We start from the raw sequence: 23,703 nt of genomic DNA, 5'->3' as shown, positions 1-23,703 counted from the left end.
GAAACGAATAACGCTTTTATTGGGGAATTAAGGCTATGACACTTCGTGTTGCGATTATTGGCGCCGGTCCGTCGGGCATGGCGCAGATGCGTGCGTTTCAATCTGCTGCCGCCAAAGGGGCCGAAATCCCCGAAATAGTGTGTTTTGAACGTCAGGAAGACTGGGGTGGCTTGTGGAACTACACCTGGCGCACCGGTCTTGATGAATATGGCGAACCGATCCATGGGTCGATGTATCGCTATTTGTGGTCAAACGGGCCAAAGGAATGCCTTGAATTTGCCGACTACACGTTTGAGGAACATTTTGGCAAACCCATCGCATCCTATCCGCCGCGCGCGGTGATTTGGGATTACATCAAAGGGCGCGTTGAAAAGGCCAACGTCCGGCCATGGGTGCGTTTCAGAACACCGGTCCGCACCGTTGAGTTTGACGAGGAAAGCCAAACATTTTTGGTGACGGCTCATGATCTGAAAAGTGATGTGGTTTCGACCGAGGAGTTTGATCATGTGATTGTTGCCAATGGTCATTTCTCGACCCCGAATGTGCCGGAATTTCCGGGTTTTGATACCTTTGGCGGGCGCGTTCTGCACGCCCATGATTTCCGCGATGCACTGGAATTCAAGGACAAGGATATCCTGATCATCGGCACGTCCTATTCGGCCGAGGATATCGGATCGCAATGTTACAAGTATGGCTGTAAATCCGTCACGGTCAGCCACCGGACCAATCCGATCGGTTTTGACTGGCCTGATAACTGGGCCGAAGTGCCGCTTCTGACCAAGGTTGATGGCAATACCGCCTATTTCAAGGATGGCTCATCGCGCGATGTTGATGCGATCATTCTGTGCACCGGCTATCAGCATTACTTCCCGTTCCTGACCGATGATCTGCGCCTGAAGACAGATAACCGCCTGTGGCCGCTGGGCCTTTATAAGGGTGTCGTCTGGGAAGAAAATCCGAAGATGATGTATCTTGGCATGCAGGACCAGTTCTATACCTTTAACATGTTTGACGCGCAGGCATGGTTTGCCCGCGATGTCATCATGGGGCGCATTCCTCTGCCCTCGAAGGATGAGATGAAGGCCGACAGCAAAGCCTGGCGGGATCGCGAGGAAGGCCTGAAAGACGATCATGACATGATCTGGTTCCAGGGGGATTACACCGCCCATCTGATCGAAATGACGGACTATCCGATGTTCGACATCGAAGGGGTGAACAAGACCTTCGAAGAGTGGGAGCATGACAAGGCCGACGACATCATGGGCTATCGCAACAAGTCCTATCGGTCCCTGATGACGGGCACTATGTCACCGGCCCATCACACACCGTGGCTGGACGAGCTTGATGACAGCCTTGAAGCCTATTTGCAGATCGAAAAGAAAACGGCTGCCGAATAGGCAGCCGTATTGCAAGACCTTTAAAGAAGCGGGCGGAAGCCCGCCGTCTCCCTTAACCAAACTCGCAGTCACCCCCGCAGCCGTTATGGCGGCGGGGTTTCTTTTCGGGCCTGGATGCCACAGTCCCTAGGACCGTGGCTTTTCCTTTTTCGGGTCGTAATGCGGGAAGGCTGTGATGGTGGCGGGCAGGCGAACCATATGGCCGTCCAGTTTGCCAATCTCGACCTCTGTCCCGATATCGGCATGTGCAATGTCGACCCGGGCAAGGGCGATGTTTTTGCCAAGAATGGGCGATCGGACGGCACTGGTAATTACGCCAATTTGGGCGCGGCCAATATGGACGCAATCGCCATGGCCGACCGTGACATTGCCATCAATCTCGATGCCTACCAGTTTGTGCGATGGATGTTCCTTGCGCCGGATCAGGGCATCACGCCCGATAAAGTCATCTTCCTTGGACTTCAGCGGCACGGTAAAGCCGATCCCGGCTTCAAACGGGTCGGTCTGATCGGAGAATTCATAATCGGCAAAGATCAGGCCCGCCTCGATACGGACCATATCAAGAGCGGCCAGCCCCATCGGCGTCAGCCCGTGTGGCTTGCCCGCGTCCCAGACGGCGTCAAAGACGGTGGCTGCGTCCTTGGGGTGGCACCAAACTTCGTAGCCCAGTTCGCCGGTATAGCCGGTGCGTGAGACGACCACAGGTGCGCCTTTGGCGTCACCGATCCGGCCGATGGTGAATTTGAACCAGTCGACTTCATCAAACTTGGGCTGATGCGCGGGTGTCCAGATCACTTCGCGGAGGATCTCACGGCTTTCGGGGCCTTGAACGGCGATATTGTGCATCTGATCGGTTGATGAGCGGATCAGGACCTGGAGGCCAAGCTTTTCGGCCTGTTCACGCAGCCACACGCCACTGTAGTCATAACCGCAAATCCAGCGGAAGTTATCCTGACCCAGACGCAGCAGCGTACCATCATCAATCATGCCGCCATGCGGATAACACATCGCGGAATAGACAACCTGTCCGATACCAAGCTTTTTGACATTGCGCGTCAGGCAATATTGCATCAGCGTTTCGCTGTCAGGTCCGGTGATTTCAAACTTGCGCAAAGCAGACAGATCAATCACCACCGCCTTTTCACGGCAGGCATAATATTCTTCGATCATGCCGTGGCCGGTATATTCATGCGCCAGCCAGAAGCCCTTATATTCGACGAAGTTGCGGGTCAGTTCACTCAGACGCGGGTGGAAGGCAGTTTCTTTGGTCATTTTTGCTTCGGCCTCTGCAGTCGGGCGCCAGGCAACGGCATGGGTGAATTTTTCTTTGCCGTCATAGCTTCGGATATGGATGTCGGTCGGTTTCCACGCATTGGCCGCCGATGTATCATCCGGGCAGGCTGACGAGACGCAGACAAGGTCCGTCATTGCGCGCAGCAACACATAATCGCCCGGACGCGACCAGGGCTGATCGGCATACATCACGCCGTGATCATCGATACCAGTGTTGAAAAAGAAGTTGATCGCCATCCAGCCGGGTCGCGGATCAACGCCATGTATGGCAAGGGCTGCGTTGAAGTTGTCCGTGCAGTTCACGTGGCCGGGATAGCCGATATCATCGTAATATTTCGCCGCACAGGCCATGGCAAACGCGTCATGACGTCCGCAGGTGTCCTGAACGACCTCGACCAGCGGGTCCATATCCTGATCAAAGTACTTGCCGTGCAGACCCGGCATTGGATAGGCGTGGCCCATCAATGTGCGTGTGGTGGTCACATCCAGCGGGTTCTGTATGCCGCGGTCAAGTTTGCGCGCATCAAAGCACTGAAAATCGGTGCATTGCCGCCCGTCGACGTCCAGAATCTGGATATAGTCCCCGGCCTTGATTTCATAGGCCTCGGCGGTCGAGGAATGAACACGCAAATCTACCACCGGATCGGCCAGCGGATCGGGCAGCGCAAAGCTGTAGCTATCAGAATGATGGGCGCGTTTGACCAGTGCGGTGATCGGCGTTGCGGTGTTGTGCGCGTCAATCTGCATCAGTGGCGCAGGCGTGGCAATGATGACAAAGCCATCCAGATGCACGGTCATTTCCACTGTGTCGCTCGGCGGGCTGCCATTTCCAAACAGCCGTTGCGCCCGACAGTCTTCAAGGCGGATGTTACGACGGCGCAGCGTTTGGGCAAAGCGGCCAAGGCTGTTATCAAACGGCGCGTTCAGCAGCTCCATCAATCCTTGCGGCGCGCCGTAGGGCATTTGATCAAAGATACCAGGGCAGGGTTTACCGGCTGTGGTCAGGCCCACCAATTCAACGGTTTGCATGCCTTCGCAGTTTCGAAGACCAAGTTGATCGCCCGCGCGCACGGAAATCATGATCGCACCGCGTCCGGGAATTTCATAGCGTTCGCGGTTGCGCGCCATGGCGGTTCGTCCTGCATTGATGATGCGACTGGGACGCGCGGCGCGGACTGAATGAGGATAGGTTTCCGGCGGACGGGTGAGATCGATCATTATGGCCTCGTACGGTGAATGATCTGAAAGCGACGGGAAGTCAGATGGCCCGAAGAACCGGATCGGGAGTTGGCCTGTTTCCCCTGTTGGCATGCCGATCAGGCGTGCCGGAATTCTTCTTGGATATTTCGTCTTTTGCACAAAGGCAGAGAGGCCAGTTTTGATACTGGCCTCTCGCTGTGCCGGTTGAGCGAAGCAGCACCTTAAGGTTCAGGGCAGAATGGTCCTGCTTCACGTCAATCAGATTACATGTCTTTGTAGGCTTTGCTCTCGTGACGGGCCATCGAAGCGATGGTCCATACGCACACACCGATACCAACCAGCGTGAAGAGAACAAGCAGTGCCGGCTTGTCTGCGAAGGTGAAGTAAGCTTCTGCACCTTCCCAGGTTGTAAGCGGAGCTGTATTCATTTTTCAGTTTCCTTGTCTCGAATAATTCAGATCGCGATTACTCGGCCGGGGTCGGCGAAGTCGGATCGTTGGTGAACGCTGCCGGAACAGAGCTTTCCGGATATGCGCTTGCCGGAACTTCAGCCTTGTCGAGGCCAGCCAGCTCTGCGTTTTCAGAAACGCGCAGCAGACCAACAACCTTCAGAACCAGGGACAGAACGTAACCCGGTGCGAAGCCAAGGATCATGAAGACGACAGCACTTGAAAGCTGACCAACAAACGAGATCTCCGGACCGGCAACGTTCGGGTAACCCGACGCAAAGATACCGGCCATCACGAGGCCCCAGACACCGCCAAAGCCGTGAACGGCAACAGCACCAACGGCATCGTCGATTTTGAATTTCTCGACCAGGATGTCGTTGAGTTTCGGCATGACACAGCCGCCGCCGAAGCTGACCAGGAAGGCAAGACCCGGATAGTAAAGGTCAAGTGCTGGTGCAGAAGAGATCACACCGATCAGGGCACCGGACATCATCCAGAACGGATCGCGGGTGACCAGATACGCACCGATCATGCCGCCTGCAACGCCCATCAGGGTGTTGAATGCGAATGCCGACAGGGTTGCCGGGGTGTTGTAAATGGTCATCCAGGTGTCGCCGGTATAGATGATGCAGCCGCCAAGGAAGCCGAAGAAGCCCATAACGATAAGCATCAGGCCAATCAGCGACATCGGCATGTTGTGACCGTCGATGTTGTTGACCGAACCATCGGCATTGAAGCGACCGATACGCGGACCAAGGTTGATCAGAACACCAAGGGTAAAGAAGCCAGCCACGGTGTGAACGGCACCCGCCGCGCCAACGTCATGCAGGCCCCACTCGGTGGTGAGCCAGCCATCCGGGTGCCAGCCCCAGGATGCGCCAAGAATCCAGACAACCGAGCCCAGGAAGATCGCAAGGATCGTGAAGCCGGAAATACGGATACGTTCGATCACCGAGCCCGACATGATCGAGGCGGTGGTTGCAGCAAACAGCGTGAAGGCCGCATAGAAAATGCCCGATGCGTTATCGGTCAGGTTCGGCCCCATATATTCGCTCCAGGGCAGGCCTGCCTCGGAACCGTCGGAAATCGTGAAGCCTGTCGGAAACGCAAGATAGATCCACCAACCTACATAATAGAAGGTCGGGACCAGGAATGCGAAAGCGATCAGGTTTTTCATGCCGGATGCCAGCGCGTTCTTCGCGCGCGATGCACCCATTTCATACGCAAGGAAGCCTGCGTGGATGGCAAGCATCAGTGCAGTACACCACCAATAGAATACTTCGGAATTGATGGTCGTTGCCATGCTGAGCGATGCTTCAAGGCTGTCCAGCCTTGCCATCAACTCTGGTACGGATTGTTCCATTTTAGTCTCTCCATCACATAATGCCCCCCGATGGACATTCCTTTTATTAAAAATCAATTCCTTCTAGTGAACAAGTTATAATGTGTTTTTTGTTGTGCGATGCAATAAAATCAATAAAAACAATGCATTATAAAAACGCTAAATTGAATTATAAGGAATTTGCGCAAAAAATAGACGTCAGAATTGACTGCATATCAAATATGCAGACTCGTGGCGTTATGCCGATTCTGTCGGAATTGGGCGTTGGAAATGCGCCCGTCGGTTGGATAGGGCGTCGGGGATCCGTGCGGCGTCAGTGACGGCGTGCTTCGCTTGGTTTCACACCATAAACTGTCTTGTAGCTGCGCGAAAAATGGCTGCTGTTGGAAAAACCGGTGGCAAAGGCGATTTCGGAAATGGTCAGGGCACTTTGCGTCAGAAGCTTGTGCGCGTGTTCAAGGCGAACCTGTCGATAGGTTTCCAGAAACGACTTGCCCAGATGCTGATCAAATAGCCGATCAAGCTGGCGGGTCGAAAGCCTAGCAAACCGGGCCATCTCGTCACGGGTTTTCGGGTCCTCGATGGTGGTTTCCATCTTTTCAAGAACCCGAAGCAATCCCGGATGATGCAGGTTGTAGCGTTCGGCAAGCGACGCGCGCTGCGACCCGCCTGATTGCCCAACCTGGGTGTGCAGATACCAGTCCGAGACGCGGGTGGCAAAATCCGACCCAAGATTTTCGGCGATCATGGCATGCATCATGTCCAGCGGGGCCACCCCGCCACCACACGTGATACGATCAGCGTCAATGACAAAGCGGGCGCGTTCGGGTTCCAGGTCGGGAAACGCTTCGATCAGGGCGGGGGCATGTTCCCAATGGATGGTAAACCGTCGCTGACCCAGAAGCCCGGCAGCGGCCAGAACATAAGCCCCGCTTGAAATGCCCCCCATGCGCACGCCCCACAATGCCAGTTTCCGCAAACTGCCCAGCATGCCCGGTGCTTGCCATTGCGACGGATGTCCGCCAGCACAGACAAAAAGGGTGTGCAGGCTGGTCGGGGCTTGGGAAAGCGGGGTTGTCGGGACCATCGTGCCGGAAGAGGACAGGACATTCCCGCCCGTCGCAGAATAATTCAGAACCTTGTAGATCGGTTGACCGGCCAGAAGGTTGGCTGCGCGCAAAGGCTCAATCGCCGAGGCATAGGACATCAAGGCAAAGTCGGGCAGAAGCATAAACCCGATATGCTGCGTCGCCGGAACCGGTTTGGTGCCAGGTTGTCCGGCGCGCGCGGCAGGCATGGCCTTCGATTGGGTTTCCGCTGTCATGATGGCCTTTGTCCCGACAATAATATGCTGATGTCGCATTTGTGTTATTCGATGTCTTTATAAGACAAGCTGCAATTCCCGTCTCTGTCAAGATTGATTGGTCATGACCGCACATAACCGATGCGGGCAACAGCGAAAGATCGATGATGCGTTACTCAGCCCTGTCATTGCTTGGCAATGCGTTTTCCAAGAACAAGAACTGGAAGCCGGCATGGCGCAATCCGGATCCAAAACCCCATTACGATGTGATCATCATCGGGGGTGGCGGGCATGGATTGGCAACCGCCTACTACCTTTCCAAGGTGTTTGGCGTGCGCAATGTTGCCGTGCTTGAAAAGGGCTATCTCGGATCGGGGAATATCGGGCGGAATACGACGATCATTCGATCCAACTACCTGCTTGAAGGCAACAACCCGTTCTACGAGTTTTCGATGAAACTGTGGGAAGGCCTTGAGCAGGATTTCAATTTCAACGCCATGGTGTCCCAGCGCGGCGTGATCAATCTGTTCCATTCCGATGCCCAGCGCGATGCCTACACGCGGCGTGGCAATGCCATGCGTCTGCATGGGGTGGATGCGGAACTTCTTGACCGTGATCAGCTGCGTGAAAAGCTGCCATTTCTGGACTATGAGAATGCCCGTTTCCCGATCATGGGCGGGCTGATGCAGGCGCGCGGCGGCACGGTGCGCCATGACGCCGTTGCGTGGGGCTTTGCGCGCGGGGCCGATCAGAACGGCGTTGATATCATCCAGAATTGCGAAGTCACCGGCATTGACCGCGATGGCAATCAAATCACCGGGGTTCAAACCACACGCGGTGCGATCACGTGCAACAAACTCGCCATGGCGGTGGCAGGCAGTTCAAGCCATGTCGCCAAAATGGTCGATATGCGCCTGCCGATTGAAAGCCACGCCTTGCAGGCCTTTGTGTCCGAAGGATTGAAACCGTTCATCGATACCGTGGTCACATTTGGTGCGGGGCATTTCTATGTGTCGCAATCTGACAAGGGTGGCCTTGTGTTTGGCGGGGATATCGAAGGCTATAATTCCTACGCCCAGCGCGGAAACCTTGCGTGCGTGGAACATGTGGCCGAGGCTGGTATGGCGATGATACCCGCACTTTCCCGGGTGCGTATCCTGCGCAGTTGGGGCGGGATCATGGATATGAGCATGGATGGATCGCCGATCATGGATCGCACCCATCTTGGCAATCTCTATTTCAATGGTGGTTGGTGTTATGGCGGGTTCAAGGCAACCCCGGCGTCGGGATATTGCTTTGCCCATTTGCTCGCAACCGATACGCCGCATGAAACCGCAACCGCATTTCGCATGGACCGCTTTGCACGCGGATACCTTCTGGACGAAAAGGGCGTTGGTGCCCAGGCGAACCTGCATTGAGGAAGTTTGGAAATGAGTAGTCTTGTCAAATGTCCTCATTGCGGCCTGCGCCCACGCGAGGAATTCACAATCCGCGGCGAAGTCGCCGCTCCGCGCCCAAGTGCCGGTGCCGATGAAGCCACTTGGTTTGATCATGTTTACCTGCGCGACAACCCGCGTGGTGAACATCGCGAATACTGGCATCATGCGGGCGGTTGTCGTCGCTGGCTGGTTTTAAGCCGTAATACCCTGACCCATGAAACGTCTGATGTGGTCGATGCAAGCACCTTGAAGACGGAGGGTGCGCGATGACCAGTTTCCGGATTGAAGGCGGTACGCTGATTGACCGCAGTGATGTGCGCCGCTTCACCTTTAACGGCGAAGCCCTGAGTGGCATTGGCGGCGATACGGTGGCATCCGCCCTTTTGGCGAATGGCAAGCAGCTGGTTGGCCGCAGTTTCAAATATCACCGGCCACGCGGCATCCTGACCGCCGGGGCGGCGGAACCCAATGCCCTTCTGACCATCGGGCGTGACGGGAGGCGTGATCCCAATACCCGTGCGACCATGGCAGAACTGTATGACGGTCTTGAGGCGCGATCGCAGAACTGCTGGCCGAATGTCAGTTTTGATATCGGGGCGGCCAACGGTTTGCTTGGGCCGCTATTGGGCGCCGGGTTCTATTACAAGACATTCATGTGGCCAGCCGCCTTTTGGGAAAAGGTCTATGAGCCCTTGATCCGCAAGGCTGCTGGTTTGGGGCGGGCAAGCTATGATCCCGATCCCGGCTATTACGAAAAATGCTGGGCGCATTGTGATCTTTTGGTGATCGGGGCAGGACCAACTGGGCTTGCTGCTGCCCTGACGGCCGGGCGGGCCGGGGCGCGGGTGATCATTGCTGATGAAGGGGCGCAACCTGGCGGTGGTTTCCTGGCCGAAGGAAGCCCGGTGGGTGGTAAACCAGCCGACACGGTGCTTGCCGATATCATTGGTGAATTGCACGCGCTTCCCAATGTCGAGATCAGAAAACGCACCACCGTTTTTGCCGCCTATGACGATCAGGTGTTTGGCGCGGTCGAACGGGTGCAGAAGCATCTGCCAGAGAACGAGATCAACCCGCACCGTGCGATGGAACGTCTGTGGCGGATTGTCGCGCGACAGGTGGTGCTGGCGACCGGGGCGGAAGAACGCCCGATTGTCTTTGGTGGCAATGATCGGCCCGGTGTGATGATGGCCGGGGCCATGCGCACCTATTTGAATGCCTATGGCGTGGCACCGGGCAAACGGGTGGCGTTGTTTGCCAATAACAGTCAGGCCTATCAAACCGCGGTGGACCTTGAGGCGCGTGGTATCGAGGTTGCCGCGATCATTGATCCGCGCACCTGCCCGAACATTAACTACGCGGGCAAGGCGCGCCTGATTGCCGGTGCGATGGTGCGTGATACAGCGGGTCGCAGGGCGATCAAGTCGATCACGGTGCGCCATGACGATGGCAGTGACGAAGTGATTGCGGTTGATGCCCTTGGCGTATCAGGCGGGTACAGCCCGATTGTGCATCTGGCCTGCCATCGCGGAGGCAAACCTGTCTGGTCGGACGCGCATATCGGTTTCATGCCGCCGGAAAAGACCGATGGCATGACGCCTTGCGGGGCAGTTGCCGGAAAAGCTGGTATTGCTGCCTGTTTTGCAGCCGGTGGCGTTGCCGCCGTCAAGGCGTTGGCGGAACTGGGTGTGATGGGCGAGGCCGCATCACTTCCGGGGGTCGAGCAGACCGCGGAAACAGTCGATCACATCCAGCCGGTCTGGCGGGTGGCATCAAGCAAGGGCAAGGCGTTTGTTGACTTCCAGAATGACGTTGCGGCATCCGACATCACGCTTGCCATGCGCGAAGGCTATGATCATGTCGAACTTGCCAAACGCTATACCACCAATGGTATGGCAACGGATCAGGGCAAGACATCGAATGTAAACGCCATTGGCATCCTGGCCGAAAACAAGCGTGTTTCGCCCGGCGAAATCGGCACAACAACCTTCCGTCCGTTTTACACGCCGGTATGTTTCGGTGCGCTGGTCGGGGCGTCCAAGGGAATGGATTTTCAGCCGGTGCGCAAATCACCGCTGCATGGCTGGGCAGAACGCCATGGTGCAAAGTTCGTTGAAACCGGGCTTTGGTACCGATCCAGCTGGTTCCCGAAGGATGGCGAGACCTTTTGGCGTGATAGCGTGGATCGTGAAGTCAATACCGTGCGAACCAAGGTCGGCATTTGTGATGTGTCCACCCTTGGCAAGATCGAGGTTTTTGGCACCGATGCGGCAGAGTTCCTGAACCGGGTTTATTGCAATGCCTTCCTGAAACTGCCGGTGGGCAAGGCGCGCTATGGCATCATGCTGCGCGAGGATGGCTTTGTATACGATGACGGCACGACAAGCTGTCTTGGCGAAAATCATTACTTCATGACGACGACGACGGCCCTTGCCGCCGGGGTTTTGACCCATCTGGAATTCTGTGCGCAGGTGCTGTGGCCGGAGTTGGATGTCCGTTTGGCATCCGCCACCGACCAATGGGCGCAGATGGCGGTCGCCGGACCCAGGTCGCGTGAGGTGCTGTCCAAAATCATTGATGACGATATCTCGAACGAGGCATTCCCGTTCCTGGCTGCGCGCGAGGTATCGATGTTTGGGGGACGCCTGAAGGGGCGGTTGTTCCGAATTTCGTTCTCGGGCGAACTCGCCTATGAAATCGCGGTGCCTGCCGGATATGGCGAAAGCGTTGCGGATGCCGTTATGATAGCGGGCGAAGAATTCGGTATTGCGCCATATGGCACAGAGGCCCTTGGCGTGATGCGGATTGAAAAGGGCCATGTCACGCACGCTGAAATTAACGGCACGGTCACACCTGCCGATCTGGGCATGGGCAGGATGGTGTCAGCCAAGAAGGATGATTTCATTGGCCGGGTCATGAACCTGCGCGAAGGGCTGGTCGATCCATCACGCCCGTCGCTTGTCGGGATCAAGCCGAAATCGCCGTCTGACAAGTTCGCCACCGGATCGCATATCCTTAATCCCGGTGACGATGTCAGCCTTGCCAATGATCAGGGCTATGTCACCTCGATGTGTCATTCACCGACATTGGGGCATCCGGTTGGTTTGGCGCTGGTTAAAAACGGCCCCAAACGTCACGGCGAGGAAGTTGTTATCTGGAATGGTCTGGCCGGAACGACTGTCACCGGCATCCTGTGTGATCCTGCCTTCGTTGATCCGGAAAATGAGAAACTTCATGCATGAATATCCATTAGAAAACCGTTTCGCATTCCCGTCCAATGACGCGGCAGGCGCGGGGGCATCGATCAACCTTGCTCCGATCAGGGACGGTTTTGTCTTTCATGTTCTGGGCGATGCCAACAGCAATGAAGTCGACCTGAAGCAGGCACTTGTAAAAATTGCCCCGGAACTTGGCACCGACCTGCGAAGCCCGTCACCAAATCAATGGTTCTGGGTTGGTGGCGCTGATGTATCGGATAGTCGGCTTGCCGAAATTCAGGCCGAAATCCCTGAACAGTTCGTTCTGGCCGATCAGACGCATGGGCGATTACGCATGGTGCTTTTCGGCGCATCATCGCGGAGCGTTCTGGCCAAGGGCACCATGGTCGATCTGTCGCCAGAGATGTTTGCAATTGGTCAGTCGACCATGACCCAGATCGGGCATATCGGCGCAATGATCACCCGTACTGCGGATGACAGTTTCGAACTTATTGTTTTGCGCAGCTTTGCGAGCACCCTGTGGGATGAATTGCAACATATGGCCGCAGAGTTCCGCCACCCTTGAATGGACATCGCGGGGTATGTTCGTTCATCGGCGTTTCGGTTCAAACAAAACACGGTAGGGGCGGAGCATTTAAGTGCTCCGCCCGTTTGTGGCGTGATCAATTTATTTGCGCGCGGTCATGCGTGCGCTTTTGATTCCATTGCGGATTCCTGACGTAGTCGGGAGATTGCGATGAAATGGAAGCCAAGAAAAATCGGAACGAAAAACGCCGGGAACATTGCAAGCGGATAGGCATTGATGATGTTTGGTGCATCCAGTGCATAAAGATGGGCAAATCCCGGTGACGTAATAATCCCAAACAGGACAGCAAAGAAGAAATCGGCGATCCCGATGAAGATCGCGCGTGCCAGAAGGGATCTTGCATTCGGTTCCCCTTTGGCAAGTGCGCGACTTGCTTGCCATCCGGCAATCCCGGCAAGAATGTCTCCCAGTCCCGCAGGCAAAGCAAACAGTGCTGGAATATCCCCGGCGATCCATCCGATCAGAAACAGCCCACCCATTATGCGCGGGATTTGAAACGCGGCGATTGAACTCAGGGGGGTGGCTTCGGTGATGCGTCTGCCAAGCGGTGTCAGCCAGGCAAGGCCCCAGATCAGGGTCGCGCCGCCGAACAGAAACATCAGGACATAGGGTGGGTCGCCAATTTCGGCGGGGACATTGAAAACCCCCGACCGAGAGAACGGCAGGACAGCAGCAAACCACGCCCCAAGGACAACTGCAGAGGCAGTCACAAATACAGCGATTTGATTGGCTGTCAGGGAAGCGCGAAATGCACCCATGCTGGCAATCGCGACAGCAAGAAGTGGAATGCCGATCCCGAATGCATGCACATAGAACTCATAAAAACCGAACATGGTTTTGGTAACTCCGTTTTGTTGTGGTGCATGCCAGCAAATTATTCCGAACGTCAGAAACCGTTGCACGCTGTCTGTCTTGGTGCCGCAACGGTCACGTTTGCTATCACGCGCCATTATAGATGATGATTGTCATCTTTTTATTTAGATGATATACGAAATCTATAATGTCAATCCCGAATTTGAGAGTTCCCTATGCCGCGTGTTTCCGAAGCGGAAAAAAAGAAATCCCGCAAACGCATTCTTGATGCGGCCGCACGCCTTATCCGCGAGAACGGTGTTGAAGCAACCAGTGTGGCAGATGTCATGACAGCAGCCGGGATGACTCATGGCGGGTTCTATCGCCATTTCGCCAACAAGGACGAACTGGTTCGCGCCGCGTTTCAGGAAGCGGTCGACAGGTCGGTCGGGGCAATGGACGTTCCTGAAACCAAAGGCGCTCGGGAAGAGGAGCGTAAAAGGTATGTCGCGACATACCTGTCACAGGAGCATGTTGAAAGCAGGGGGACAGGCTGTCCGATTGCCGCACTGGGTGCGGAGCTTGGGCGTGGCGATGGTGCGGCAAAGAAAGAGGCCGCAGCCAGCGTCGATCGCGTCGCGGCATTGCTTGCGGATGGGGATGACAAGCAGGAAGGATACGAAAAACTTGCCTTACTTGTCGGTACAATAACCCTGGCCCGACTTGTCGATGATGTCGTAACGCGCGAATTGATCCTTGATGCCGGTGCCACGGCATTCAAACGATCTACTTCATAAAGTACCGGGATGAAGTGCCGGCCAAAAAGTGGGATTTTCGCGCGTTCGGTTACTTGACCAATACAGCCAGAAGCTTGTCGAGGAACACTTCGCAACGGCCCAGTTGGTCAAGTTCGATGAACTCGTCTGGTTTATGGGCCTGTTCGATACTGCCCGGGCCGCAAACCACCGTGGGGATATCGCCAAGGGCGGAAAACACACCGGCCTCTGTGCCGAAGCTGACCTTGCCTGTGGTGTTCGCACCGGTCAGCGCCATGACGAGTTTGGTGACTTCCTCGTCATCGCCGGTGGCAAGGCCCGGCATATCGGAAATGACTTCGATCTCGATGCCAACATCTGGATAGATCTCGCGCATTTCGGGCTGCAGGGTATTTTCGACATAATCGTAAATCTCTGCCTTCAGGGATTCGCGGTCATCATTGGGCAGATTGCGGAATTCGAAATCAACAAAACAGTTCTGCGGAATGATGTTGAGCTGTGTGCCGCCCTTGATCACGCCGGTGTGGAAGGTGGTGTGGTTTGGCTCAAACTCATCATCATGCGGCCCTTCTTCACGGCACTTGCGACCAAGCTTGCGCAGGAAGACGACGAATTCTGATGCAAACTCAACCGCATTGACGCCTTCGGCGGGCAGCGACGAATGCCCGGAACGGCCCGTGAAATGGGCACGGGCTGAAAACTTGCCCTTGTGCTGGGTAATGACCTTCATCTCGGTCGGTTCGCCAACAATACACATGGCCGGTTTATGCGGCAGATTGTTGATTGCCTCGACCAGGCTGGGCACACCAAGGCAGCCGACTTCCTCGTCATAGGTGAAAGCCAGATGGATTGGTACACGAAGGTCGGCATTCTTGAAGGCTTCCGCCTTGGTCAGCAGGCAGGCCAGAAAACCCTTCATGTCACAGGCGCCACGGCCATAAAGCTTCTCGTCGCGGATATCAATCTCGTACGGGTCGGATGCCCAGTTCTGGCCTTCGGTCGGGACCACATCACTATGGCCCGACAGGATCACGCCGCCATCCACTTTCGGGCCGATGGTGGCATAAAGATTGGCCTTGGTCTCAGACGGGTCGCGCACCACCAGCGTGTCATAGCCCAACCCGTAAAGGAATGCCTTTACCTCGTCAATCAGCGCCAGATTTGGCGTCATGCTGACGGACTGGTGGCGGATCAGGTTGCGGCACCATTCAATGGTATCGTTCGACGGGGCAAGCGGAGCGGAGGTCATTCGACGAATTGTTCCTTGAGAATACGTTCTTCAAGATTGTGTTCCGGATCAAACAGCAATTTGATCTTCATGCTGCGGTCTTCGCGGATTTTCACGCTGGAGACATCGCGCACCTCGGTATAGTCGGCAACGGCCGAAACCGGGCGCTTTTCGGGGTTCTCGATCTGGAAGACGACTTCTGCACCATGGGGCAAAAGCGCACCGCGCCAGCGCCTGGGGCGAAACGGGCTGATCGGGGTCAGGGCCAAAAGACCACTTCCCATCGGCAGGATCGGACCGTGTGCCGACAGGTTATAGGCCGTGCTGCCCGCCGGTGTGCACACAAGCGCACCGTCGCAAACCAGTTCTGCCAAACGTTCAACGCCATCGACCTTGATGCGCAGTTTGGCGGCCTGACGGGTTTCACGCAGAAGCGACACTTCGTTGATTGCAAGCGCACACAGGCTTTCGCCCGATACAGTATGTGCTTCCATCTGAAGGGGATGGAGTTCGACTGTCTGGGCCTCTGCAATGCGGTCGGTCAGATCCATTTCCCGGAATTCATTCATCAGGAAGCCGACCGTACCCCGGTTCATGCCGTAAATCGGAACCTTGCGCCCCATATAGCGGTGCAGGGTTTCAAGCATGAACCCGTCACCACCAAGGGCTACAATCACATCGGCCTTGTCGGGGGCAATGTGGCCGTATCGATGTTTTAGCCGGTACATCGCATCCTGTGCGATTTTGGTGTCGGCTGCAACGAAGGCGATGGAATCAAGCTGCATTTGCGATCCGAAGGACGATTGGGGCTCGGCCCGAAAGGGCATGGGCAAACAATAGAGTACGCTTTGATCTGAATTGCAAGGGGCTGCGTGACGATCACCCCTATACAGAGGTCTCGATTGGACCGCTGTGTTATTGACGTCACGAAAAAAACAGTGGAACGTGACAGACACGGGTTCCTATCCCCGGTTCAAAACAAAACAGTACGGCTCAATGTCCAAAGAACCATTCAGTTTCTCTGCTGCCCTTTCCCGAATTTCGCGTCCCGATGAAAATCCCGACGACGATGTTTTGGAAGTCGGCGAAAGCATGGAACTGGACGGTTCGTCTGAAACGGCACTGGTGCCAAAACGGGTGCGCAATCCGGATGCCACCCGCCAGAAGCTTCTCGACGCGGCCTTTGGTGAAATCCGCCGGGCGGGGTTCGGGGGCGCTTCCATCAGCAACATCCTTGAACAAAGCGGCTGTACGAAAGGTGCGCTGTATCATCACTTTTCGGGCAAGGCCAAACTGGTTAACGCCGTGATTGAGGAATGCCTGCCGGGCTATGTGGATGACGTCTGGCTGAGTGACCTTGAAGGGGCAGATGATATCCTGCCGGTTCTGATGGGGCAGGTGGATCGGCTGGGCGGTGAAAATGCCCCGGACATGCTGGCGGGCGGATGCCCTTTGGCGCGTTTGGCATCGGGGGCAGGTGAGCTGGATGAAAACCTGCGCAAGCGTATCGATGGTGTTTATCGCTATTGGCGGCGCGGATTGGCATCGCACATCGGCAAGGCCCAGTTCAACAAGACCGTGCGCACCGATATCGAACCATCTGCCGTTGCCGAGTTCATCATTGCCTCACTGCACGGCTTCCTCACACGGCCGCCCGCCTTGCGCAATCTGGAAACCCAGGATTCCTTTGCACGCGAATTTGCCCGTTATTTGAATAACCTGCGTCCCTAGGCGTTGAATCGGGCCGAAGGTTGCCACTGTACGGCAAGTGTTGATTCATTAATACATATATTATGTGTTATACTGAGTCTATTGACATTTCGCTGTGACGAATTAGGTATGATGCACAAAATCATGATGAATTGATCATTGGAGACAGCCCCATGCGTTCCCTTATTCTTTCTGCCGTTGCAGCGGTCACTTTTGTCTTTGCCGGAAGTGCTGCGCAGGCCGAACGCCTTACCGAAAAGCCGTTGGTTGATGCCAACTGGGTCGAGGAAAATCTCGATAACCCGTCACTGGTTGTTGTTGATATCCGGTCCATGACCAAGGATGGCAATCCTTATGATGCCGGGCATATTCCCGGTGCGGTGTATGCGCCCTATGGGAAATTTGGCTGGCGTGCAAAAGTCGACAATGTGGTTGGCATGCTGCCGCCGGTTGATGTGATTTCCAAACGCATCGGTGCGCTGGGCATCGACAATGACAAGCAGGTCGTTGTTGTCCCCGCCGGTCAAAACAGCTCCGACTTTGGCTCCGCCACCCGTGTATACTGGACCTTCAAGGTTCTGGGACATGATGCGGTGACCATTCTTGATGGTGGTCAGCGCGCATGGCTTGCAGCAGGCAAGGCCGTTTCGACCGACCCGGTTTCACCGCGTGCCGTGGCGTTTAATGCTGATTTCCGCCCCGAACTTCTTGCAACCGCTGATGATGTTGCGAAGGCGCGGGAAAACGGTGTCGAGCTTGTGGATGCCCGCCCGGTTTCACAGTTCACCGGTCAGGCAAAAAGTGGCGTGGTTGCCCGTCCCGGTGCCGTTCCGGGTGCAAAAAACATCCCGCAGTCGCAGTTCTATAGCGATCAGGACGGTGCCTTTGTTGCCGCTGATGTGATTGAAAACCTTGTTGCGGATGCCGGTGTTTCCAAGGATGCCAAGGAAATCACCTATTGCAACACTGGTCATTGGGCCTCGGTCGCGTGGTTCGGTCTTTCCGAAGTGATGGGCAACAAGAACACGGCCATGTATGATGGCTCCATGACCGAATGGGCGGCGGATCCGAACCGTGAAATGGTTATCCCGGAATAACCGGATAACCTATACGGCTTCCACCAAGCCGCGAACATTCTGGACGGAACCGGTCGCCCGGTTCCGTTTTCATTTAAGTATCTGATTTCAGGTTATTGAGCCTCACCATGTCTGAAACGACCCTAAAAGCAAATCCGGTGTCCCCGGGTTTTACCTTTGACAAGGGACCGGCCGCCATCACCGCCGTCCTGTTTGTCATTGTCGGCATTGCAATTTCGCAGGCCGTCGATCTGAAACAGGCTGTTCTTTATGGCCTTGGCGGGATGCTCGGTATCGCGCTTTATCATGCATCCTTTGGCTTCACCGGCGGCTGGCGGCGGTTTTCCGTTGAAAAGCGCGGCCGTGCCCTGCGTGCGCAGCTTTTGATGATCGGCATTGCGGCTGCGGCCTTCATTCCGATGCTTTCGCTTGGTAGTCCGCTGGGCGGATCGGTCGTTGGTGCGGTTGCGCCTGTTGGTATGTCAGTTCTGATCGGGGCGTTTCTGTTTGGTCTTGGCATGCAGCTTGGTGGGGGTTGTGGCTCTGGCACGCTGTTTACGGTTGGCGGCGGTAGTGCGCGCATGCTGGTCACACTTGTCTTCTTTATTGTTGGTGCTGTCATCGGCACGGCCCATTTGCCGATGTGGCTGGAACTGCCATCCTTGCCACCGATGAGCCTTGGGCGCGAATACGGTGTTGGCGGTGGTCTTGCGGTGACCTTTGGTGGTCTCGCACTGGTGGCGCTGTTGACGGTTATTGTTGAAAAGCGTGCCCATGGCGGGCTTGAAGTGGTGTCAACTGCGCCACGTGAAGGTCTGGCACGCTTCATTCACGGCCCGTGGCCGATGATCTGGACCGGGGTGCTTCTGGCCGGGCTGAATGTCGCGACGCTTTTGATTGCCGGTCATCCGTGGTCGATCACCTTTGGCTTTGGCCTTTGGGGGGCGAAGATCGCACAGGTGATGGGGATTCCGGTTGAGACCTGGGAATTCTGGAACTGGGGTGGTCCGGCGCGTGCGCTTGGCAACTCGGTCCTGCAAGACAACACATCGGTGATGAATTTCGGCATCGTGATCGGGGCTGCCTTTGCCGCGGCGCTGGCAGGTAAATTCGCCCCAAAGGTATCTGTGCCTGTCGCATCCCTTTTGGCGGCGGCCATTGGCGGGCTTCTGATGGGCTATGGTGCGCGGTTGGCATTTGGTTGCAATATCGGCGCGTTCTTTAGCGGGATCGCCTCGGGCAGTGTGCATGGCTGGCTTTGGTTTGCCCTGGCCTTTGCCGGTAGCTGGATTGGCATTGCACTGCGTCCTGTCTTTGGAATGGATGGTTTCCGGAAATGAGCGAGAAAAACACACTTCTGTTTGGCGCAGTGTTCCTTGCGGCAACCGGTGCCGTTGCGCTTGATCACTATAGCCACACCGCAAACATCCCGGCTGTTGCCAATCCGGTCCCGGTCAAACTTCCGGGTGCGGGCAGCAATCCGTGTGGTGCCAACCCGTGCGCCGCAAACCCTTGTGCCGCGAACCCTTGTGCCGCGAACCCTTGTTCAGCCAACCCATGCGCGGCCGGGTATAACCCGTGCGGTGCGAATCCATGTGGTGCGGGATATAATCCGTGTGCGGCCAACCCGTGTGCGGGTAACCCTTGCGGCGCTGGCTATAATCCCTGCGCTGCGAATCCGTGTGCTGCAAGTCCATGTGCTGCAAGTCCGTGTTCTGCCAATCCATGTGCCGCCTATAATCCTTGCGGCGCGGGAAATGTCAGTAGCCCGTGCGGGGCCTTCAGCCCAAGCGGGGTTCGCTCGGTAAATCCGTGCGCGGCAGCACCGTGCAGCGCCAACCCTTGTGCGGCATATAATCCTTGCTCGGCTGGCAGTCCCTGTGCGGCGGGGAATCCGTGTGCTGCTTTTAACCCATGCGCTGCGGCGCCCTGTGCGGCGTCCCCATGTGCGCCGGCGGTTGCCAATCCGTGTGCCGCAACCAATCCCTGTGCAGCCTATAATCCATGTGGCGCGGGGAACCCGTGTGCGGCGTATTGACGCCAAAACGGCCCGGTGGTTCTGAGGTTTTAACGGCACGGCAGTGCAAATCTGCCGTGCCGTTGTGCGTAAAACGCGGGGCTGTAACAAATATCCCGTTTGACAAGGGGATAAAACTCTGCGCATGGTGAGGTCGATATTTGATCGCTCCAGAAGCGTAGAGGGAATTAAAAGACCCTACTGTCGAGTGATTGACCTAAGAACGCATTGAGGTGTCCAGCTACGCGGATGCTTCCAGAACTGCAAGGCGCAGACCTGATTACTTTATTTTTCCGGGACATTTCCCAGCTGTCTGCAGCCTCTAATCCACGAGTTATCATTATTTGACCCAGTTTTCCGAACTCGGCCTGGCCGAGCCGGTCCTGCGCGCGCTTGCTCAAGAAGGCTATGACGCGCCGACCCCGATCCAAGAACAGTCGATCCCATCGCTTCTTGAAGGCAAAGACCTGCTTGGGATCGCCCAGACCGGTACCGGCAAGACGGCGGCGTTTGCGCTGCCTATCCTTGACCGTCTTTCCAAATCCGAGACCCGCACGCCCAAAGGGGCATGCCGTGTGCTTGTTCTTGCGCCAACGCGTGAGCTTGCCGCCCAGATTGGCGACAGTTTCCGTGCCTATGGCCGCTTTTTGAATGTGCGCACCGCTGTCGTTGTTGGTGGCGTTGCCCCGGGTCCGCAGATCAAGGCAATTAACCCCGGTGTCGAGGTTCTTGTCGCGACACCTGGTCGTTTGCTCGACCATGTTGATAGCGGCAAGCTGAGCCTTAAACATGTTGAAGTGGTTGTGCTTGATGAAGCCGATCACATGCTTGATCTTGGCTTCTTGCCGCCGATCAAGCGTATCATCAAGATGTTGCCGCGCGACCGTCAGAACCTGTTCTTCTCGGCCACCATGCCAGGACAGATTGGTCAGCTTGCAGGTGATATGCTGTCTGACCCGGTCAAGGTGTCGGTAACCCCGGTTGCCACCACCCAGGAACGTGTCGAACAGTCGGTTTACCTGATCGAACGGACCCGCAAGCGCCAGCTTCTGGCAGAGCTTCTTGATAATCCGGTTTTCAAACGTACCCTCGTCTTTACCCGCACCAAGCGCGGGGCGGATCGTGTGGCACGCCATCTGGAAGCCAACAAAATCAGTGCGGCTGCCATTCACGGCAATAAAAGCCAGAACCAGCGTGAACGTGCGCTTAATGCCTTTAAGGACGGTCAGATCGGTGTGCTTGTTGCAACCGATATCGCCGCCCGCGGTATTGATGTTGATAGCGTGAGCCACGTTGTAAACTTCGAACTTCCGAACGTTCCGGAAAGCTATGTGCACCGTATCGGTCGTACCGCCCGCGGCGGTGCAAGTGGTACCGCCATCGCCTTTTGTGATGACGAGGAACGTGGTCTTCTGCGCGATATTGAAAAAACCACCCGTCAATCGATCCCCGTCATTGATCGTCGTGATGCCAAGGCCGCTGCCGAGCAGGAAGCACAGTCCGAGATCGCACGCGAAGCCAACAAGGGTCGCCGCAATAATGGCGGTGGCCAGGGTCGTGGCAACGGTGGTCGTGCTGCTGGTGGGAACCGCGGCAATGGTCGTGGTCAGCGTCAAGACGCACGTGGCAATGCACCGCGTCGTGATCGTAATGATGCAGCTGGCAAGTCCAATCCGCGCCGCGAAGGCGAAGGTGGCCGCAATGCCGAAGCTGCTTCTGGCGATCAAGCTGCGACCAACCCGGCGCTTGAAAAATCCAAAAGCCGCTACAAGGGTGGCCTGAAATCGAAATCCGCCAATGATCGTGGCAACGGCGCCGAAAATGGTGCGCGTTCCAACGACGGACGTAAACGCCCGACCAAGCGTGTCTCGTCTGATGGCAATCGTCGCGATCAGTCAAAGGGCGACAATTCAATTTCTTCCGGTTTGTCTTTTATGGGCAGCACCGAAGAACGCCGCGCGAATGGCAATGGGGGCAGAGGTCCCCGGAATGCCAGACCGCAAGGTAAAAGCGGCGGTGCAAACCGTAACCGCAATCATCGTGGATCCCAGTCTGGCGGGCAGCCGGGCGGCGGAGGCCACAAGACTTCCTCGGACAATCAGAGACGGCGTGACCGCGCCTGATTTGATTGACCGAACAAAAATAGGCGCACCCACGCGGGGTGTGTCACAACGCCAATCAATACTCGATAGGAGATTTAAAGATGGCAACTGGTACCGTTAAATGGTTCAACGCAACTAAAGGTTTTGGTTTCATTCAGCCGGACGAAGGCGGAAATGACGTATTCCTGCACATCAGCGCTGTAGAACGCGCTGGCATGGGCCACCCGCAGGAAGGCGACAAAATCAACTACGAACTGCGCACCGACTCCCGTTCGGGTCGCGTTTCGGCTGATGACCTGACCGCTGCCTAATTCGGCTTGTCCTTCCTTGTGAAGGACACCGTATTAACGAAACCCCCATCCGGGAAACCGGGTGGGGGTTTTGTTTTTTCCGCCGGTCTGGATGATGCTTTTGTGACATCTTCTTTCCAGGGGCCGGAAAGGCTTAGTGATTTCAGAACAAGGCGCTAGAAGGATCGGATGGTCGTGCAACCTCCAGGATCTGATCGTGCCGATGGATAATGATGCTACATCCCCAACACAGACCGATGTGACAAACGGTAATGGTCCCGTTGTCGCGATGCTGGACCGGTATCCGTTTCTGGTGTTGGGGCTGCTTTTGATGGGGGCTTTTACGTCATCCGGGGCGGTGCCCTTGGCAGGGCTTTACGTGGTCGAAGGCCTTGGGGAGCCGCCATGGAAGCTCAGCATGGTGATGATTGTTCAGGTCAGCGTCACGTTACTTGCCAACCGCACATTTGGCCGTGCGATTGATCGCGGTATTCCGGTCAAGATTTTATTGGTGACCAGCATCCTGTGTTTCACCGCCGGGATGGTCATGCTCGCGACGTTTCAGGTTTATTGGATTTATCTGGCGGTTGTTTCGGTCCTGCTTGGGGTCGGGGCGGGTGCGCTTTCGGTGATGTATAGCTTTGGCCGCTTGTTTGCCGAACAGACAAAACGTGACGTCATCAAATTCAATGGCTTCCTGCGCATGCAGACGTCACTTGGCTGGATGGTCGGGCCAGCGGCGGCGTTATCCTTTTATGGCGCATTCGGGTTTTCGGCGACCTATTACGCCATTGCCGGGTTGGCATTGATCTGGTTTGCGATCTGTCTGCTAACCGTGCCCAATGCCTTCAAAACCCATCATCCCAACAGTCTGGCGCAGGGTGGTAAGGTGCCGCTGAATGTCGGGCTTTTGCTTGCCTGTGTGCCGGTGTTTTTTATCGGGGCGGCCAATGTGGTGTTTGTCTCGGCCATGCCGCTTTATTTCTCGACCGAGCTTGGCTTGATCGCGTCTTCGGCGGGCTTCGCGCTGACCGTGAAGTGCTTTGTTGAGGTCGTCGTGATCTATTTCTGTGCTTCGCTCATCAAACACACGGGAGAGCGCAAAGGCATGCTGATCGCGGCCCTTCTGGGCGCGGTTTTCTTTGGCCTGATTTATCAGGCGACCACCCTTGTAGATGTCCTCGCACTCGCCGCCCTTGATGGTATCTATTACGGTATCTTTGCCGGAATCAGCATGACATTCGTTCAAAACTTCGCCACCGATCAGCCCGGCGTTGCGACAAGTTACTATGTCAGCACGCTGTTTGTTGGCGGGTTGATCGGCAACCTTTTGACCGGGGTGGTTGCCAGTGCCTTTGATTTCCAGACAACCGTTTTGATGGCCTGCGCGTTTGCCTTTGTCGGGGCAGTGGTTTTGGCCGTGATGCGCGATGCAAAGCATTCGGACCCGGTCCGGCCGGGTTGATGATGGCTTGACTTTGGTTG

The 23,703-nt window shown here is 56.1% G+C and carries 19 protein-coding genes; 12 read left to right on the top strand and 7 right to left on the bottom strand.

What is annotated here, in order from left to right; genetic code table 11:
* Window positions 1-35 precede the first annotated feature (35 nt).
* Window positions 36-1,397, top strand: coding sequence for an NAD(P)-binding domain-containing protein (locus AUQ43_RS19745; protein WP_062958018.1), 1,362 nt, complete (start codon window positions 36-38; stop codon window positions 1,395-1,397).
* A gap of 126 nt (window positions 1,398-1,523) precedes the next feature.
* Here AUQ43_RS19745 and AUQ43_RS19740 read toward each other — a convergent pair whose 3' ends face one another.
* From AUQ43_RS19740 to AUQ43_RS19730, 4 genes are all read right to left on the bottom strand, one after another.
* Window positions 1,524-3,908: a DUF1989 domain-containing protein gene (locus AUQ43_RS19740; RefSeq protein ID WP_062958017.1), complete on the bottom strand. Its 2,385-nt coding sequence runs from the start codon at window positions 3,906-3,908 to the stop codon at window positions 1,524-1,526.
* Between the two features lie 245 nt (window positions 3,909-4,153).
* The gene (locus AUQ43_RS20485; RefSeq protein WP_181838592.1) at window positions 4,154-4,318 is read right to left on the bottom strand and encodes a hypothetical protein; all 165 of its coding nucleotides are present in this window, start codon (window positions 4,316-4,318) and stop codon (window positions 4,154-4,156) included.
* Window positions 4,319-4,355: 37 nt separating this feature from the next.
* Window positions 4,356-5,702, bottom strand: a complete 1,347-nt coding sequence (locus AUQ43_RS19735; protein ID WP_062958016.1) for an ammonium transporter — start codon at window positions 5,700-5,702, stop codon at window positions 4,356-4,358.
* 292 nt (window positions 5,703-5,994) lie between these two features.
* Window positions 5,995-7,005, bottom strand: coding sequence for a GlxA family transcriptional regulator (locus tag AUQ43_RS19730; RefSeq protein ID WP_198157192.1), 1,011 nt, complete (start codon window positions 7,003-7,005; stop codon window positions 5,995-5,997).
* Window positions 7,006-7,151: 146 nt separating this feature from the next.
* On the opposite strand from AUQ43_RS19730, the gene AUQ43_RS19725 reads away from it, so the two are divergent.
* The 4 genes from AUQ43_RS19725 to AUQ43_RS19710 are packed head-to-tail and all read left to right on the top strand — an operon-like array spanning window position 7,152 to window position 12,206.
* Window positions 7,152-8,402 (top strand): sarcosine oxidase subunit beta family protein, encoded by a 1,251-nt coding sequence (locus AUQ43_RS19725; protein WP_062958015.1) that lies wholly within the window; start codon window positions 7,152-7,154, stop codon window positions 8,400-8,402.
* Between the two features lie 12 nt (window positions 8,403-8,414).
* Window positions 8,415-8,693: a sarcosine oxidase subunit delta gene (locus AUQ43_RS19720; protein WP_062958014.1), complete on the top strand. Its 279-nt coding sequence runs from the start codon at window positions 8,415-8,417 to the stop codon at window positions 8,691-8,693.
* Entirely contained in the window at window positions 8,690-11,665 is a 2,976-nt protein-coding gene (locus AUQ43_RS19715) for a sarcosine oxidase subunit alpha family protein (RefSeq protein ID WP_062958013.1), read from the top strand. The genes AUQ43_RS19720 and AUQ43_RS19715 overlap by 4 nt, the downstream gene beginning before the upstream one ends.
* Entirely contained in the window at window positions 11,658-12,206 is a 549-nt protein-coding gene (locus tag AUQ43_RS19710) for a sarcosine oxidase subunit gamma (RefSeq protein WP_062958012.1), read from the top strand. Before AUQ43_RS19715 ends, AUQ43_RS19710 begins: the two co-directional genes overlap by 8 nt.
* Before the next feature lie 116 nt (window positions 12,207-12,322).
* Here AUQ43_RS19710 and AUQ43_RS19705 read toward each other — a convergent pair whose 3' ends face one another.
* On the bottom strand, window positions 12,323-13,060 hold the full coding sequence (locus tag AUQ43_RS19705; RefSeq protein ID WP_147250487.1) for a hypothetical protein: 738 nt from the start codon (window positions 13,058-13,060) through the stop codon (window positions 12,323-12,325).
* Window positions 13,061-13,255: 195 nt separating this feature from the next.
* Here AUQ43_RS19705 and AUQ43_RS19700 point away from each other — a divergent pair, with 195 nt between their 5' ends.
* Window positions 13,256-13,816, top strand: a complete 561-nt coding sequence (locus AUQ43_RS19700; protein WP_062958010.1) for a TetR/AcrR family transcriptional regulator — start codon at window positions 13,256-13,258, stop codon at window positions 13,814-13,816.
* A gap of 49 nt (window positions 13,817-13,865) precedes the next feature.
* On the opposite strand, the gene argE is transcribed toward AUQ43_RS19700, so the two are convergent.
* Window positions 13,866-15,044 carry an acetylornithine deacetylase gene (gene argE, locus AUQ43_RS19695; RefSeq protein WP_062958009.1) on the bottom strand — a complete coding sequence of 393 codons (1,179 nt, stop codon included), beginning with the start codon at window positions 15,042-15,044 and terminating at the stop codon, window positions 13,866-13,868.
* On the bottom strand, window positions 15,041-15,808 hold the full coding sequence (locus AUQ43_RS19690) for an NAD kinase (protein ID WP_062958008.1): 768 nt from the start codon (window positions 15,806-15,808) through the stop codon (window positions 15,041-15,043). The genes argE and AUQ43_RS19690 overlap by 4 nt, the downstream gene beginning before the upstream one ends.
* A gap of 211 nt (window positions 15,809-16,019) precedes the next feature.
* On the opposite strand from AUQ43_RS19690, the gene AUQ43_RS19685 reads away from it, so the two are divergent.
* From AUQ43_RS19685 to AUQ43_RS19655, 6 genes are all read left to right on the top strand, one after another.
* The gene (locus tag AUQ43_RS19685; protein ID WP_062958007.1) at window positions 16,020-16,754 is read left to right on the top strand and encodes a TetR/AcrR family transcriptional regulator; all 735 of its coding nucleotides are present in this window, start codon (window positions 16,020-16,022) and stop codon (window positions 16,752-16,754) included.
* Between the two features lie 152 nt (window positions 16,755-16,906).
* A complete protein-coding gene (locus AUQ43_RS19680; protein ID WP_062958006.1) occupies window positions 16,907-17,830 on the top strand; it encodes a sulfurtransferase in 924 nt (307 codons plus the stop codon).
* A gap of 107 nt (window positions 17,831-17,937) precedes the next feature.
* Window positions 17,938-19,149 (top strand): YeeE/YedE family protein, encoded by a 1,212-nt coding sequence (locus tag AUQ43_RS19675; RefSeq protein WP_062958005.1) that lies wholly within the window; start codon window positions 17,938-17,940, stop codon window positions 19,147-19,149.
* Between the two features lie 1,021 nt (window positions 19,150-20,170).
* Window positions 20,171-21,949: a DEAD/DEAH box helicase gene (locus AUQ43_RS19665; RefSeq protein WP_062958003.1), complete on the top strand. Its 1,779-nt coding sequence runs from the start codon at window positions 20,171-20,173 to the stop codon at window positions 21,947-21,949.
* A gap of 80 nt (window positions 21,950-22,029) precedes the next feature.
* Entirely contained in the window at window positions 22,030-22,239 is a 210-nt protein-coding gene (locus tag AUQ43_RS19660; RefSeq protein WP_008892034.1) for a cold-shock protein, read from the top strand.
* A gap of 202 nt (window positions 22,240-22,441) precedes the next feature.
* Window positions 22,442-23,683 carry an MFS transporter gene (locus AUQ43_RS19655; RefSeq protein ID WP_062958002.1) on the top strand — a complete coding sequence of 414 codons (1,242 nt, stop codon included), beginning with the start codon at window positions 22,442-22,444 and terminating at the stop codon, window positions 23,681-23,683.
* The last annotated feature ends 20 nt before the right edge of the window (window positions 23,684-23,703 follow it).

This window comes from Thalassospira sp. MCCC 1A01148 (assembly GCF_001613795.1).
In the GTDB taxonomy this organism is placed as follows: Bacteria; Pseudomonadota; Alphaproteobacteria; order Rhodospirillales; family Thalassospiraceae; genus Thalassospira.
Note: the sequence above shows the minus strand (reverse complement) of the source record. Positions and strands in the feature narration are given on the sequence as shown.